The sequence below is a fragment of the Synechococcus sp. OH30 genome (assembly GCF_047462175.1).
Lineage (GTDB): Bacteria > Cyanobacteriota > Cyanobacteriia > Thermostichales > Thermostichaceae > Thermostichus.
Genome location: NZ_JANSIP010000001.1, coordinates 159655 through 174779, shown reverse-complemented (window position 1 = coordinate 174779; position 15125 = coordinate 159655). Strand labels below are relative to the sequence as shown.

Sequence of the window (15125 nt, the reverse complement as noted above, 5' to 3'; positions counted from 1 at the left end):
AGGACAAGCATGTTTAAGCGCAGCACCTGGATTCTCTTGGGTTTGGCGGTGGCCGCTCTGCTGGGGTATTTCCTCCTCGACAGTTTCCAGCAGCTGCGCCAGCAGCAGCAGGCGGAGCGGGCGCGGCTTTTCCACTTTGCCCCCGACACCATTGCCCGCATCGAGATCCGCCAGCAAAAAGAGGGGAAACCCGAAGCAATTGTTTTGGAGCGCACTCCTGAGGGAGAAGAAGGCTCTCGCTGGCGCGTCCTCCAGCCCATCCAGTCAGCAGCCCTGGACTTTCCGGTGGAGCAGCTCCTCAACACCTTCTCCCGCCTCACGCCCCAGGTAACCTTGGAGGAAGCCAGCGATCTAGCTGCTTTTGGTCTAGACCAGCCGCGCTACCAGCTTGCTCTTTTCCCCAAGGAAGGGGATCCTTATCGCCTGGCCATCGGCAATGACAACTTCGACGGCTCCGGCTTCTACGCCCAACCCGAAGGAGGCAAGGTAGTGCTCTTGGCCAGCAGTCAGAAGGGATCCCTGCTTCCTTCCCTTTTGACGTTGCGGGACAAAACCCTGCTGCGCTTTGATAGGGCGGCGGTGAAGTCTCTCCAAGTGCAATTGGCCGAGGCAGAGCCAGAGGTTGTCCGCTTGCAGCGGCAGGAGGAGACTTGGCAGATTGTCGAGCCCAGAGAGCTGCCTGCCGATGACCTCAACGTTGACCGCCTGCTCAACACCCTGTCTCGTCTGCAGGCGGTGGAGTTTCCCGCTGAAACCAAGGCAGAGCTGGCTCCCTATGGGCTGGAGAAGCCCTCTGCCCAGCTAAGCGTTGAGCTCAAGGACGGCAAAACCCTGAGCGTGGCCTTAGGAGCGGAGCAAGAGGGCCAGGTGTACGTCATTACCTCTGAACACCCGGCGGTGGCTACCCTCCTCACCAGTACTGCCGACATCCTCCGCGCCGACCTGGAGGAGCTGCGGGATCACCGCCTTGCCCGCCTCAACCCCAACCAAGTCGGCCAAGTTACCCTAGAGTCGCTAGGGGAGCGAGTTACCCTCAACCCTCTGCCGCAGGAGAAGGGATCGCTGGAGCTGCGCTGGGAAAACCCAGAACGACCCGGCCAGCCAGTTAACCTCAGCTCTCTCTTGGCCAGCCTCAATGCTGCCCGTGCCAAGGAGTTTGTGCCAGAAACCGATCCCGACGCCCAGAAGGCCCTAGCCACGCCAGACCTCAAGCTTGACATTGCACCCAAGCCTGAGACAGAGCAGGAGCCCCTGACCCTGAGCCTCAGTGCCGCTGGCCTACGCGCCTATGCCCGCAGTAGCCGCCAACCCGATATAGCTGTGCTCGACCTTAGCACCTTCAACAGCATTGAAACAGAGGTCAAGCAACTGCTAGAGGAGAAAGAAGCAGAGGAAAAGGCTTCGCCCTAGGACGGCGGGGTGGCCATTTGGTTTTCCTGCTGCTGGGATCCCTTTCTCAGCTTCTCTCCCTGGAGGGTTAGAACTGAGCAGGGGGCGTGGTGGAGCACATAGTTGCTGACGCTACCTAAAAACAGCTCGCTCAGCCCAGAGTAACCGCGGCGACCCACAACGATTAGGTCGGCTTGCCAAGAGCGGGCCAAGTCACAGATGACCCGACCGGGACTGCCATAGCTGAGGTTGTACTCGGCGCACACTCCCTCCTCGGCCGCCCTCTCCACCAGAGAGCGCAGGTAGTTCATCTGGTTTTGCTCGAAAATGGCGCACTGCTCCCGGTAGGATTGCCACAGCTCGGCGCTGAGAGTAGAGTTGTAGTCCATGCCCAAGATCATCGGCGGCTCGGGAGCGCCAGGCTCTTCCTGCGACAAAACGTGGAGGAGCATCATCTGAGCCCCTAGGGCCTTTGCCACCTGGAGGGCCCCTTGAAATACCCCTTCACTCAACTCCGACCGATCCACTGCCACCAGAATCCTGCTGAACATACCAACTTCCTTAACTGCATTGACCTCTCTAGGCAAAAGGGGCAACCTTCTGCTTGCTCCTCAACCCACCCCCTCCTTGGGGGAGGTGGGTGAAGCTTGCCAAGTAGGAGCTCTCCAGGGCTGAGCAGCAGTTGGAGGCCCACCGCCTCTAGAACGGGATCTCGTCTTGGTCAGGCAGAGGGGCGACCTCTTCTTCAACAGTCTCCCTGCTGGAGTCGCCCATCCCCGTTAGGGAGAGAACCCGAGCAGAGCTAAGTTGATGGATGCGGCGGGCGGTGATCTCCGCCAGCTTCTCCTTGCGTCCATCCCGCTCTACCACATTCATGTGCAGCTGACCCTCTACTGTGATCTGATCCCCCACGTGACAGGTATCCACCACCCGCTGGGCCAGCTCTCCAAAAGAGGCAACCCGCACCTGGTAGGGCGGCTCCTCTGGGCGCAAGCTGGGGAAGCGCAGGAGCAAAGATGCAACCGCTAGGTTATCGGGTGTGTAGCGCAGCTCTGGCTCACTCGCTACCTCCCCCATCAAAACAATCGAGTTCATGACTAAGCCCCAGGAAGTTCACTAGTAGGTGGAAACAAGGCCCCTTGACATTGTAGTCTGGGCTCAGGATGGGATTCTGTTGACTCAATCCCGGCGCAGGGTCATGTAGCGCAGCACGTTCTCGTTGATGCGCAGATTTTTCTCCCAGGTGGCCACTGCCTTCGGCTCGGCCTTGTAGTTGAACTGGATGTACAGTCCTTCCTTAAACTTTTTCATCTCAAACCCAGCGAAGCGACGCTTGCCACGGTTGGTAATTTCCAGGTCGGTCGCCCCGTTTTCTCGTAGGAGTGACTCCTGTTCGCTGAGAAGTTGGGCTAGGGGTTCCTGCGAGAGGTCGGGGCGCACAATCAGCATCGTTTCATAGGCGCGGGGCATGGAAGCAGGTTCTCCTCGAGACTCTAAGATGCAATTGACTATCCTAGCTGCTCTTTCTGGAACCGGAAAAGCCATTTCCCCCCTCTGCGGTCAAAAAAGTAGGCATGCCTCTCGCAAGAGGAGATCCCTTGTTCGATACAATAGGGGGGTACTTTGATAGCTATAGCCAAGAGACTGCAGGGTTGCAAGCATGAGTGCCGAGGAAGTCTACCAGCGGGTTCGCAAGATTGTGTCCGAACAACTGGGTGTTGAGGACGACAAAGTAACCCTGGAGGCCAATTTCCAGAACGACCTAGGGGCCGACAGTCTTGATACCGTAGAGCTGGTCATGGCATTCGAGGAGGAATTCGATCTAGAAATCCCCGATGAGGATGCCCAGGGCATTGCCACGGTGCAGGATGCCGTCAACTACATCCTCTCCAAGAAGGCTGCCTAAGCTGGGAGAGGGGGTAGGCCTCCCCCTTCCCCCTCGAGGGGGAGTGCTAAGGAAGAGGACTCACGGTTGTCTATGGATCCTGCCGCCGCTCCTATGTCCGTCCCAACCAACTCCCACCGTCGCGTTGTCATCACGGGCCTGGGGGCGATAACCCCCCTTGGCAACTCTCCTGCCGAGTTTTGGCAGGGTCTGCTGGCAGGGCGCTCTGGCATTGGGCCAATTACCCACTTTGACGCCTCTCGCCACGAGTGCCGCATTGCCGGGGAGGTGAAGGGCTTTGATCCCCTCGACTACCTGGACCGCAAGGACGTCAAGCGCACCGACCGCTTCGTCCATCTGGCATTGGCTGCCACCCAACAAGCGCTGGAGGACGCCCAGTTTCGCATTACCGATCTCAACGCCGAGCAGGTGGGGGTAATCTTGGGTACTGGCATTGGCGGCATCCGGGTTTTGGAAGAGCAGCAGACCATCTACTTGCAAAAAGGGCCGGATCGCTGCAGCCCCTTCATGGTACCGATGATGATTGCCAATATGGCGGCGGGCCATGTGGCCATTCACTTTGGCGCCAAGGGGCCCAATTCCTGCACGGTGACGGCCTGTGCTTCCGGCTCCAACGCCATTGGCGATGCCTTTCGGCTTATCCAGCGGGGGGAAGTGCAGGTGGCCATTACAGGGGGCACAGAAGCGGCAGTGACTCCCCTGTCGGTGGCTGGCTTCAGCGCCATGAAGGCCCTTTCCACCCGCAATGAGGCTCCTGCGCAGGCCTGCCGGCCCTTTGACCGGGATCGGGATGGCTTTGTGATGGGGGAGGGAGCGGGGATCCTCCTGCTGGAGGAGCTGGAACATGCCCGCGCCCGCGGTGCCAAGATCTACGCCGAGATCGTCGGCTACGGCCTTACCTGTGATGCCCACCACATCACCAACCCTGCTCCCGGCGGCGAGGGCGCTGCCCGCGCAATGCGGCTAGCCCTCAAAGATGCAGGGATCCGGCCAGAAGAGGTGCAGCACATCAACGCCCATGCCACCAGCACGCCTGTGGGGGATGTTGCCGAGGTGCAGGCCATCAAGGCAGTTTTCGGCGAGCATGCCCCTCGCCTGGCTATTAGCGCCACCAAATCCATGACCGGTCACCTGTTGGGGGGGGCAGGCGGCATTGCTACCGTGGCGACGGCCCTGGCCATCTACCACGGCTGGGTTCCCCCCACCCTTAATCTGGATAACCCTGACCCCGAGTGCGAAGGGCTGGACTTTGTGCCCCACAAGGCGCGGCAGATGGCCATTGACGTGGCCCTGGTCAATGCCTTTGGGTTTGGGGGGCATAACGTGACCTTAGCCCTGCGCCGCTACTCTGCTGATTGAGGGATCCCGCCTATGTCCATCCCGGAAGGCTCCGCCCCCTCTGTTCGCCAGCAGGCTTTGGCCGCCTTGACGGCGGAGCTGACACAGCAGGGCCATCCCCCCGAATACGCCCAGCACATGGCAGCGGCAGTGATTTTTCAGGCCGATCTGGATCTCTGCGCCGCCCAGTTGGCGCGGCTCTTGAGTTGGCTTAAGCAAAACCACCCGCAGCTCTACCCAGAGGCGGTGCAACTGGTGGATGCCACCCGCGAGGAGTTTGAGCGGCGGGTTCAAAGGGGATAGGTAAGGGCCTGAGATGCCAACGCTAGGATAGGGGGGATCTCCTTACCCCCAGGCTCACTACTCATGGCTGCGGAACTGCTTCCCTCTCCCAAGAGGAGAGAGGCGGGGGGGTGAGGGAAAAGTTTCGTTGACCCGCTAGAGATGGCTACTACAGATGCGAAGTTCCCCAAGCGGATAGCTCAGCCGCCAGACCTAGAGAAGTCCCACGGGCCCTTTCAGGAACAGGCTGGGCAGGGATCCCTGCTGCTTCATGTTGGAGGCATGAGCTGCGCCGGCTGTGTTCGGGCCGTCGAGCAAGTCTTGCTCAACCAGCCGGGGGTGGTCAAAGCCAGCGTTAACCTAGTTACCGAATCGGCCCTTGTGGAATTTGCCCCTGGCAGCCGGCCTGATCCAGAACATCTGGCCCGGATCTTGACAGAGGCAGGGTTTCCCAGCTCCTGTGCCGCCGGCAGGGGCGATTCTCCCCCAGATCCCTCCCCAGCCGGAGGGAAGAGGGCCCTGGAGGCGCCTGCGGATCCCCTCTCCCAGCAGCGGCGGCAGACCCAAGCCCACATTCGCCAGGCCCTCACCGCCGCTTTTTTACTGCTCATCTCTGCCGCTGGCCACCTGGATCTGTTCACTCGTCTAGGCTTGCCCGTCCTCAACGAGGTCTGGCTGCACTGGGGGTTGGCGACGTTGACCTTCGTCGGCCCAGCCCGTGGCCTTGTCCTGGACGGCTGGCGGGCGGCGCGGCGGCTGGCTCCCAACATGAACACCCTAGTCACTCTGGGATCCGGATCCGCCTACCTGGCCAGTTTGGTGGGGCTGTTGGCCCCGCAGGTGGGCTGGGAGTGCTTCTTTGACGAGCCGGTGATGCTGCTTAGCTTCATCCTGCTGGGGCGGGCCCTGGAGCAGCAGAGCCGTCTGCGGGCCGCCAGCAGCTTGCAGGCCTTGCTGAGCCTGCGCCCCAGCTTGGCTCGCCGAGTGCCACCCCAAGAGGCGGGGGGATCCCTGAGCTCAGAGGGAGAGTGGTGCCCCATCGAACAAGTGCAGGTGGGGGACTGGCTGCAGGTGCGGGCCGGGGAGCAGATTCCGGTGGATGGAGAAGTGATTGCCGGCCAGGCCACGGTGGACGAGGGCATGCTCACCGGCGAATCCCTACCTGTGCTCAAACAGCCAGGGGATCCGGTCGTGGCCGGGACGGTCAACCAATCAGGGCTGCTGCTGTGCCGGGCTACGCGCACCGGGAAAGACACCACCCTGGCCCAGATCATCCGTCTGGTGGAAGAAGCCCAAGCCCGCAAGGCCCCTATCCAAGGCGTGGCCGACCGGGTGGCCGGTTACTTCACCTACGGCGTGATGGCGCTGGCCCTTCTCACCTTTGCCTTCTGGTACTGGGTTGGGATCCCGCTCTGGGGAAGCGAGCTCCTGATGGGGGTTGGTCTCCACTCCTCTCTGCACCTAGGGGATCACCCCCCCCATCCTACCCCTCTGCTCCTTAGCCTTAAGCTGGCCATCTCGGTGCTGGTGGTGGCCTGCCCCTGCGCCCTGGGATTGGCTACACCCGTAGCCATTTTGGTGGGCACCGGCTTGGGTGCGGAGCGGGGACTGCTCATCCGCGGCGGCGATGTCCTGGAGAAAACCCACCGCCTGCAAACAGTCGTCTTCGACAAAACCGGCACCCTCACCCAGGGGGATCCGCACCTAACGGATTGCCTTGCCCTCGACCCTGCCCTGGATCCGGCTCGGCTGCTGCAACTGGCGGCCACAGTAGAAAGCGGCACCCGCCATCCTCTAGCCCAAGCCATTTTGGGGGCCGCCCGCGAGCGGGGACTGGCCTTGCTTTCTGCCGACGAGTTTCACACCCAGCCGGGAGTGGGGGCCTCGGCGCGGGTGGAAGGGCAAGAGGTCCTCTTGGCCTCCCTAGAGGGGTTTGCCGCCCTGGGGATCCCGCTTTCTCCTGAGGCGCAGACCCAAGCCAAGGCGCTGCTGGAAGCTGGCAAAACGGTGGTGGGCGTGGCCCTGAACAGATCCCTGGTGGGGTTGTTGGCGGTGCAGGATCCCTTGCGGCCTGATGCCCAGGCAACCCTGCAACAGCTCCAGAAAATGGGCCTGCAGGTGGTCTTACTGACTGGGGATCGGGCCGAGGTGGCCCAGCAGGTGGCCCAAGCTCTACAGGTGCCAGGGATCCGCGTCATTGCCGAGGTGCAGCCGGCAGATAAAGCCCAGGTTATCCGAGATCTGCAGGCCCAGGGCCGGAGAGTTGCCATGGTGGGGGATGGCATCAACGACGCTCCCGCCTTGGCCCAAGCCGATGTGGGCATTGCCCTGCACTCTGCCACCGCTGCCGCCCTGGAGACTGCCGATATCATCCTCATGCGCAACCGCCTCTGGGACGTGGTAGAAGCCATCCGCCTTAGCCGCGCCACCTTCCGCAAAATCCAGCAAAACCTCCTCTGGGCCTTCGCCTACAACCTGGTCGGGATCCCGGTGGCCGCCGGCGCGCTTCTGCCCGGATTCGGCCTCGGCCTCAGCCCCGCTCTAGCAGGCGGCCTCATGGCCTTCAGCTCCCTCAGTGTAGTCCTCAATTCACTCCTTCTCAAGCGAACTTTTACATCCAGTGGATCTTCTGATGGTCAGAGTTAAAAAGTATTAAAAACTACAAATATCTCAACTGGTACCTGTTGCTATTTCCGAAGTTTTGCTGGATTTCCGCCACAACTTCTGTTCCATTGAGGCCTAGAGAGTGGGGACTCTGGTTAAGTTTGATTGAAAAGATGAATTAGCTGTAACTTTTGAGCATCTAAGTGTAGAATCGAGCTTAAGCTTGCCCGGAGTTGCCCTTTTTTGTAACTTGCTTAGCAAGGGAAAAACCGGGAAAATACTGAAAAGGCCGGATCCAATAGGTAGAGGGAGCGCGGAAACATGGCAATGCTCGGAGATCTTCAGGAATTTTCCCTAGCCGACCTGTTGCATTTGATGGAAAAAGGAAAGAAAACAGGCCAACTGTCGGTTTGGGCACCTACTGGCATTTATCGAGTTTGGCTGTATCAGGGGCGCGTGGTGGCGGCCTTATCTCCCCAAGAAGAGCATCGGTTGGAGCGCTTGCTGGTACGCTTAAACCTGGTCAACGAGCAGGTGGTGGCGGAGTTGGCCTTCCTCTGCAGCTTGCAGGAGCCTCTAGGCCTTTGCCTGCAGCGGCAAGGGTTGATCTCGCCAGCAGCTTTGGCCAAGCTCTTCCGCCATCAACTGCAAGTGGGGCTCTACAGCCTCTTTGCTCTAGAAGCTGGCCAGTTTAGCTTTTTGCCCAACGTGCCCCTGCCCTACCGCGAGATGACCGGCCTAAGCAAAGGGGCCAGCGCCGTGGTTCTGGAAGCGCTGCAGCAACTTCGGTTGGAGCAGCGCCCGGAAGAAAACCTGCCGCAGCCGGACAGCTACTTCTGGCGCACCAGCACCGAGCTGCCCTTGTACAAACTCTCGCCGCTGGAGTGGGCCATCCTAGAGCAGATTTCCCCCGCTCGTAACCTAGTTGAGTTGGCTCAATCCCTGAAGGCAGATCTCTTGGAAGTGCGCTATGCCTGTGCCCGCCTGGCCAAGTTGGGGCTCATCAGCCCCTGCGACAGCTCGGCGGCTACGCCTCAACCTGCGCTCGCGGCGGCTTCTAAGCTTCTTTCCACCCTTCGGGAAGAGAAGGAGCCGGTTAAGCCTTCTTTGGTTAGCCGCCTCTCTAGCCTCCTCAAAACCATTCGCGAAAAATAAGCCGGCAGGGTAAAATCCTATGGCATTTCCCCATGCCGGCTTTACGAGGCTAAAGAATTGCTATGGCCATCGTTGGAGACCTCCAGGAATTTTCTTTGCCCGATCTGTTGCAACTAATCGAAAGGGGCAGCAAGACAGGGCAACTTTCCATCTGGGCCCCAAACGGTATCTACAGAATCTGGTTTTACCAAGGTCGGGTGATTGCAGCTCTGCCCCCCGAAGAGGAGCACTGCTTGGAGAGTTTGTTGGCCCGTTCCGGCTTGGTTAGCAAGCGGGTGGTGGAAAAGCTGGCTTCTTTCTGCGGCCTAGAAGAGCCGCTGGGGCGGTGTTTGCAGCGGCAAGGGTTGATCTCGCCAGCAGCTTTGGCCAAGCTCTTCCGCCATCAACTGCAGGTGGGTCTCTACAGCTTGTTTGCTCTGGAAGCGGGTCAGTTCAGCTTCCTACCTAACGCACCCATGCCTTATCGGGAGATGACTGGCCTAAGCAAGGGGGCCAGTGCTGTGGTTCTGGAAGCGCTGCAGCAGCTTAAGCTCGATCAGTTTCCTGAGGAGAACCTGCCGCAGCCGGACAGCTATTTCTGGCGCACCAGCACTGAGCTGCCCTTGTACAAGCTCTCTGCCTTAGAGTGGGGGATCCTGGAGCAGGTTTCGCCTTCGCGCCGGCTGACCGACCTAGCCCGGGCGCTGGGGGCAGATCTTCTGGAAGTTCGCTATGCCTGCGCCCGCCTGGCCAAGCTGGGGCTCATCAGCCCCTGTGACGGCCCAACAACTATTGCTTCTGCTTCTCTCCCGGCTTTCTTGGACAAGTCGGCACCAGCAGCAGACAACCTAGAAACCGCAAAGGAGAAGCTGAACACCAAGCTGCCTCCCTCCCAAGAAGGGAATGAGCAGGTTAAGCCCTCCCTCGTCGCGCGACTTGCCACTTTACTGAGGGGAGTTCGTGATAGATGATTTTTTGGGTAGATCTCTGCGCTACTATCTTCTGCAGCAGGTATAAGAACAGATGGAAAAATGACAAGAAGGACTGAGAGCGGGGAGAGAAAGGATGGCTAACTTATCCTCTTTGCAGGCAATTCTGCAGAACTACGTTTCCAGCACGCCAGGAATTCAAGGAGCGGCTGTGGTTACTCCTGATGGGCTGCCATTGGCATCCGCCTTGCCCGTAGGCATGGACGAGGAGAGAACCTCGGCTATGTCTGCTGCCATGCTTTCTTTGGGGGAGCGGATTGGGAAAGAGTTGGGTCGTGGAACCATAGAGAGGGTCCTTGTGCAGGGAGAAAAGGGATATGGAGTTTTAACCAGTTGCGGCCCCGATGCTGTACTGTTGACAATTGCTAGTGATGAAGTAAAGCAGGGTTTGCTGTTTTTGGAGATGAAGCGAGCCGCAGCAAGCATTGCGGAAGCCATGAAGTAGAGAGCGGGGAAGCTGAGCTTGACTTTGACCTGATTCTGAGGGAACTATGGCTATCAAACCTTTGGAGCTGCTGCAAGTCTTAATCTCGCGTACCCAATTTACAGACGAAGACAGAAAGGTTTTGCAGCAAAATGCCGACTGGGGCAGCAGCATTGCCGCAGAAATGTCGGATACCTTTTACAGCTATTTGGATCGCGATGCCGAGATGGCGGCCATCATTGCCAAGCATAACCGGCAGCGGCTGGGTCAGACTTTTGCCGACTGGTTTAAGGAAATGTTCACAGGCATGGACAACTGGGGTCCCCAGTATGCCGATCGCCGCTGGAAAATTGGCCTAGTTCATGTGCGCGTTGGCATTGGCCCTCAACACGTGGTGCCGGCCATGGCGACGGTTGTCCAGGAGGTGAGTCGTCGGCTGGTCAAAGAGGGCAAGCCCGAACAACTGCGGATGAGCCTAAGCAAAGTTTGTATGATCGACCTTTCCTTTATTGAGCAGGCCTATCTTGAGGTGGCCTATAATGCTGTACAGCAAGAAACAGGCATGAGCGAGGCTTTGTTTAAGCGCTTGATCGCTACCGGGGCTAACAGCTTAGCTTCCTCTTGATTAATCTTGATTAATTGGGTTGGGATAGGTGGGCCTGCGCTGGGGGCTTGGAGCTGAGAGCTATGGACAATATTCTCCGCATTGTTGTAACCGGGCCGGTGGGAGCTGGAAAGTCCACTTTTATTCGCACTATTAGCGAGATCGAAGTGGTCGATACGGATCGCAAGGCCACCGATGAGGTGGCAGAACTTAAGAAGAGCACAACGGTCAGCATGGACTTTGGCCGCCTGAGAATTGGCGAAGAGGAAGAAGAGATGTGGCTACATCTCTACGGCACCCCCGGCCAGGCCCGTTTTAGCTTTATGTGGGATATTTTGATTAGGCGTGCCCACGGATATATTCTTTTGGTACCCGCCCACCTGCCCGGCCAGTTTCGCAATGCCCAGGCCATTCAAGCCTTTATGAGAGCTAGGACAAGTGCTCCCTCAGTTATCGGGATCACCCATGTCGATCACCCCAATGCCTGGGATCCGGAAGACATTCTGCTGATCTTGAACAACCAAGATGGCTCGATTCCCCACACGACCTTAAATGCCCAAGAGCCGGCCTCTGTGGCCAATACGCTGCTCCTATTGGTTGAGCAACTGATGCCCCAAGTGGTCGCCTAAGAGAAGGTGGCCGCGATGGCTCGGCCCCTTCCGGCTTCTTGTAGGTACTGCCTCGGAAGCAGAAGATGCTAAGGAATGTTAAGCTAGGGGAGACTTGGATCAAGTAAGCCTCATGGAGTCCCTCTACGTCAGCAGCGAGTTTTCCCGTAGCTTTGTCAACCCCCCTATCTACTCGGCCATTGCCCTGTTTAGCTTCTTTGCTGTTATTTTCGGCCTCATCTTTAAAGACAAGTTGGAGTACCAGGTAGCCCTCTGGCAGCGGAACCGAGAGCGCCAAGGCCAGATTCCCTACCGCACAGCAGGGGTGATCCTTACCTATATCCTCTGCTGTGGGTTTACTTTTGGCTTTGTGGCTGCCTGTTTGCACGTGTTTGGCTTATCCCTGGCTTTGGCTGCCTTGGTCGGCGGGATCCTTGTCTTCAGTACGGCAGGATTGATCTGGTGGCGGCTGGGATCCCTGATGGATCTGTTGGCGACGGGGGGATCCCAAGCCATTGATCTCGACTTTTACGGGGCAGGGGCTGTTTTGGATCCTGAGGCAGCGGCGCCCACGGAAGGAGAATAGCGTACTGATGCAGCATTTTTGGCAGGCTATTGCCCAGCACCTTTCTGAAATTACAGGGGATCCCTTACGTCCCCTCCACTTCCGTCCTGTGGGTGGGGGCAGCATCAACGCCGCCTATCGGTTTTCCTGTGCGCTCCAGACTCCTTCTGCCCAGGCAACAAGGGACTACTTTGTTAAAGTGGCGCGCGGGGGAGGGGGGGCACTGGAGATGTTTGCAGCCGAGGCGGCGGGCCTGCAAGCCTTGGCAGCAGCCAACGCCGTGCGGGTGCCGCAGCCGATTGCCTGGGGATCCCTAGATGGGCAGGCTTACCTGGTGCTGGAATACCTGGAGCTGACCTCGCCCCGCCCTCAAACGGGAAGTCTGCTGGGATCCCAGTTGGCCCAGTTGCACCGCACGCTCTCCCCCAACGGCAGCTACGGCTGGGATCGCGACAACACCATCGGCTCGACGCCGCAGATCAACAGTTGGCGGCAGAACTGGCTGGACTTCTACCGGGAACAGCGACTGCTCTACCAGGTCAAGCTGGCCTGCCAGCGGGGTTACCGCGGCGCGTGGGTAGCCCAAGCCGAGCGGGTCATGGCAGAGCTGGAGACTTTCTTTCGGGACTACCGGCCCGTCCCGTCTCTGCTCCATGGGGATCTCTGGGGCGGCAACTACGGCGCCTTGCCCGATGGCTCACCGGTGATTTTCGACCCGGCCACCTACTACGGGGATCGGGAGACGGATCTGGCGATGACCGAGCTTTTTGGCGGCTTTCCACCGGAGTTCTACCAGGCCTATCAAGAAGCCTATCCGCTGGATGAGGGGTATTCCCGGCGCAAGCCTCTTTACCAGCTCTACCACTGGCTTAACCATCTCAACCTGTTCGGAGAGGGCTACCTGAGCTCGGTGCAGCGGGCCTTGCAGCAATGCTTGCGCTTTCTTGGATAATCCCTCTCCCGCAAAGGGAAGAGCCAGCCGGCAGCTAGCGGCTCTTTTCTGGCGCAGCTTCCCCTGTCATGACTACAGCCCCCATATCTCCCAGCAGGCGGGACTGGTTGCGCAATATCCCCAATAGGTTTAGCCGGTTGGTCCGCAGGCTGGGATTCGGATCCATGACCAAAACCGCCTCGAAAAAGCGATCCACTGCAGGGGCTGCTGCCTGCAGACCCTCCACCAGCGGGGTAAAGTCTCCCTGTAAGGCTGGCTCCACCCCCAGCCGGTAAACCCTTTGACAGGCCTCGTACAGCTCCCGTTCTGCCCCCTCCTGAAACAGGCTGGGATCCACGACAGCCGCCGGATCCAGCACGGCGTAGTCCAAGTCCCCTTGGGCGGCCAGGCGGGCGCAGCGGTTGAGGGTGGGGTAGAGATCCACCAATTCTTCAGTAGCTCGCAGATGTTGCAGGTACTCGGCCCGCAGCAGGGTGAGGGGCAGGTTGCTCAAAGCCCGCAAGGTCAGTTCCGCTTTCTGGGGATCCTCGCTGTGGACAGACTCTGGATCCCCGACCACCGCTCTGACCAAGTCGTAGTCGATTTGCTTTTCCTCCTGCAGAAGGATTTGCAGCCGCTGGGCAAGAAACTCCTGCAAGGCCTTTAAGGTCTTTTCATTTCCCGCCGCATACTCCTGCACCAGCTGGCGCAGGAGCTGATTGACATCCAACCTCCAGCCGGCCTCCCAGGCAATCAACACCAGGCTGTTGGCAGCCCGCCGCAGGGCAAAGCGATCCGAAGAACCCGTGGGGATCTGCCCCAGGTGGAACATGCCCACCAAGGTGTCCAGGCGATCTGCCCAGCCCACCACCCGCCCGGTCAAAGAGGTGGGCAGAGCCTCCCCTGCCCCCAGGGGCCAGTAGTGCTGCTCGATCCCCTCTGCCACGGCTTCCGGCTCGCCGTCATGGCGGGCGTACTCGGCGCCCATGATCCCCTGCAGCTCCGGGAACTCGTACACCATTTGGGTAACCAGATCCGCCTTGCACAGGTAAGCCGTGCGATCTACTAAGGCTTGTTCTTGGGGATCCAGATTTAAGGCAGTGGCAATGAGGCGGCTGATGCGGCGGATGCGCTCCACTTTATTGCGCATGGATCCCAGCCCTTCGGCAAAGGTAACCGCCTGCAGCCGCTCCACCCGCTGGGCCAAGGGGATGCGGCGATCCTCCTCGTAGAAAAAGCGGGCATCGGCTAGGCGCGCCCGCACCACGCGGCTGTTGCCTGCTGCAATCCGCTCCGCTTGCCGGGGGTCGCCGTTGGAGATGGTGATGAAGTAGGGTAGCAATTTCTCGGGATCCCGGCCATCCCGCACCGGGAAGTAGCGCTGGTGGGTGATCATCACCGTCTCGATGACCGCAGGGGGCAATTGCAAAAACTCCGGCTCAAAGCGCCCCAGAACGGCTGTTGGCCACTCCACCAACTGCACCACCTCCTGTAGCAGAACAGGGGGGATCTGGGCTCGCCCGTTCACCTGCTTGGCCAGCTTGGTCACCTCCGCCTGGATCTGCGCCGCTCGTGCCGCCGGGTCGGGGTTGACGCCAGCTGCTTGCATTTGCTGAACATAGCTCTCGGCCCGCTCCAGGACAACCTGCTGGGATCCCAAAACGCGGTGGCCACGGCTAACTCGACCCGCCACCACGCCCGGCAGAGGATTGCCCTCAGGGGTGGGCCAGAGCAAAGGCAGCACTTGATCGTCCCAGAGGGAGACCAGCCAGCGGATGGGGCGGGGAAACTTGAACCCTCCATGGCCCCAGCGCATTAGCCGCTTGCCGCTCAAGGTGGTGATCCAGGTGGGCACCAATTCCTGGAGCACCGCTGCCGTCGGCCGCCCCCGCACCCGCTGCACGGCAAAGACAAAGGATCCCTTGCCCACCTGTCGGATTTCTAGGCTGGCGGGATCCACCCCCTGCTTCTGGGCAAATTTTTCCCCGGCAGGGGTGAGCCGGCCATCTTGGTAGGCCACCTGAGCCGGTGGCCCCTTCACCTCCAGGGTGCGATCCGGCTGCTGGGTGGGCAGGCCCCGCAACAGAACTGCCAAGCGGCGCGGTGTGCCGAAAAGCTGCATCTCCTCGGCCTGCAGATGGGCTTCTGCCAAAGAGGCCGGGATCCCCTTCCTCCACTGCTCTAGGGCCGAATCGACAAAACTGGCCGGCAGCTCTTCACAGCCGACTTCCAGCAAATAGGCAACCATACCCCTCTGCTCTTAGCGACATCCCCCCTGGGAATCCCAGTTTATCAGGGGAGCCGGGGCGGCGTTCACACAAGGTCAGGACCAAGGGGGATCCCCTACTGCC

Annotated in this window: 16 protein-coding genes; 12 read left to right on the top strand and 4 right to left on the bottom strand. The window is 59.7% G+C overall.

Going from position 1 to position 15125, the window contains the following annotated elements; translation table 11 throughout:
* The first annotated feature begins 9 nt into the window (after positions 1-9).
* On the top strand, positions 10-1410 hold the full coding sequence (locus NW830_RS00940; RefSeq protein ID WP_414359737.1) for a DUF4340 domain-containing protein: 1401 nt from the start codon (positions 10-12) through the stop codon (positions 1408-1410).
* On the opposite strand, the gene NW830_RS00935 is transcribed toward NW830_RS00940, so the two are convergent.
* From NW830_RS00935 to rpsF, 3 genes are all read right to left on the bottom strand, one after another.
* A complete protein-coding gene (locus NW830_RS00935; RefSeq protein ID WP_414359740.1) occupies positions 1407-1940 on the bottom strand; it encodes a universal stress protein in 534 nt (177 codons plus the stop codon). The genes NW830_RS00940 and NW830_RS00935 overlap by 4 nt on opposite strands.
* 148 nt (positions 1941-2088) lie before the next feature.
* On the bottom strand, positions 2089-2484 hold the full coding sequence (locus tag NW830_RS00930) for a single-stranded DNA-binding protein (protein WP_414359743.1): 396 nt from the start codon (positions 2482-2484) through the stop codon (positions 2089-2091).
* 84 nt (positions 2485-2568) lie between these two features.
* Positions 2569-2859 (bottom strand): 30S ribosomal protein S6, encoded by a 291-nt coding sequence (gene rpsF / locus NW830_RS00925; protein ID WP_414359746.1) that lies wholly within the window; start codon positions 2857-2859, stop codon positions 2569-2571.
* Positions 2860-3049: 190 nt separating this feature from the next.
* Here rpsF and NW830_RS00920 point away from each other — a divergent pair, with 190 nt between their 5' ends.
* The 11 genes from NW830_RS00920 (at position 3050) to NW830_RS00870 (ending at position 12795) form a co-directional block, all read left to right on the top strand.
* On the top strand, positions 3050-3295 hold the full coding sequence (locus tag NW830_RS00920; protein ID WP_414359749.1) for an acyl carrier protein: 246 nt from the start codon (positions 3050-3052) through the stop codon (positions 3293-3295).
* A gap of 93 nt (positions 3296-3388) precedes the next feature.
* Positions 3389-4654, top strand: coding sequence for a beta-ketoacyl-ACP synthase II (fabF, locus tag NW830_RS00915; protein ID WP_414359751.1), 1266 nt, complete (start codon positions 3389-3391; stop codon positions 4652-4654).
* A gap of 12 nt (positions 4655-4666) precedes the next feature.
* A complete protein-coding gene (locus NW830_RS00910; RefSeq protein WP_414359753.1) occupies positions 4667-4936 on the top strand; it encodes a hypothetical protein in 270 nt (89 codons plus the stop codon).
* Positions 4937-5077: 141 nt separating this feature from the next.
* Positions 5078-7561 carry a heavy metal translocating P-type ATPase gene (locus NW830_RS00905; RefSeq protein WP_414359756.1) on the top strand — a complete coding sequence of 828 codons (2484 nt, stop codon included), beginning with the start codon at positions 5078-5080 and terminating at the stop codon, positions 7559-7561.
* Between the two features lie 285 nt (positions 7562-7846).
* Positions 7847-8674 (top strand): DUF4388 domain-containing protein, encoded by an 828-nt coding sequence (locus NW830_RS00900; RefSeq protein ID WP_414359758.1) that lies wholly within the window; start codon positions 7847-7849, stop codon positions 8672-8674.
* Between the two features lie 62 nt (positions 8675-8736).
* Positions 8737-9624, top strand: a complete 888-nt coding sequence (locus tag NW830_RS00895) for a DUF4388 domain-containing protein (protein WP_414359760.1) — start codon at positions 8737-8739, stop codon at positions 9622-9624.
* A 94-nt stretch (positions 9625-9718) separates the two neighbouring features.
* Entirely contained in the window at positions 9719-10087 is a 369-nt protein-coding gene (locus NW830_RS00890; RefSeq protein ID WP_414359763.1) for a roadblock/LC7 domain-containing protein, read from the top strand.
* A gap of 46 nt (positions 10088-10133) precedes the next feature.
* Positions 10134-10691, top strand: coding sequence for a protoglobin domain-containing protein (locus NW830_RS00885; RefSeq protein WP_414359766.1), 558 nt, complete (start codon positions 10134-10136; stop codon positions 10689-10691).
* Between the two features lie 62 nt (positions 10692-10753).
* On the top strand, positions 10754-11299 hold the full coding sequence (locus NW830_RS00880; RefSeq protein WP_414359769.1) for a GTP-binding protein: 546 nt from the start codon (positions 10754-10756) through the stop codon (positions 11297-11299).
* Positions 11300-11393: 94 nt separating this feature from the next.
* Positions 11394-11864 (top strand): hypothetical protein, encoded by a 471-nt coding sequence (locus NW830_RS00875; RefSeq protein ID WP_414359770.1) that lies wholly within the window; start codon positions 11394-11396, stop codon positions 11862-11864.
* A 7-nt stretch (positions 11865-11871) separates the two neighbouring features.
* Positions 11872-12795 carry a fructosamine kinase family protein gene (locus NW830_RS00870; protein WP_414359772.1) on the top strand — a complete coding sequence of 308 codons (924 nt, stop codon included), beginning with the start codon at positions 11872-11874 and terminating at the stop codon, positions 12793-12795.
* Between the two features lie 34 nt (positions 12796-12829).
* Here the strand turns inward: NW830_RS00870 and glyS are convergent, their stop codons facing one another.
* A complete protein-coding gene (glyS, locus tag NW830_RS00865) occupies positions 12830-15022 on the bottom strand; it encodes a glycine--tRNA ligase subunit beta (protein ID WP_414359775.1) in 2193 nt (730 codons plus the stop codon).
* Positions 15023-15125: the final 103 nt, after the last annotated feature.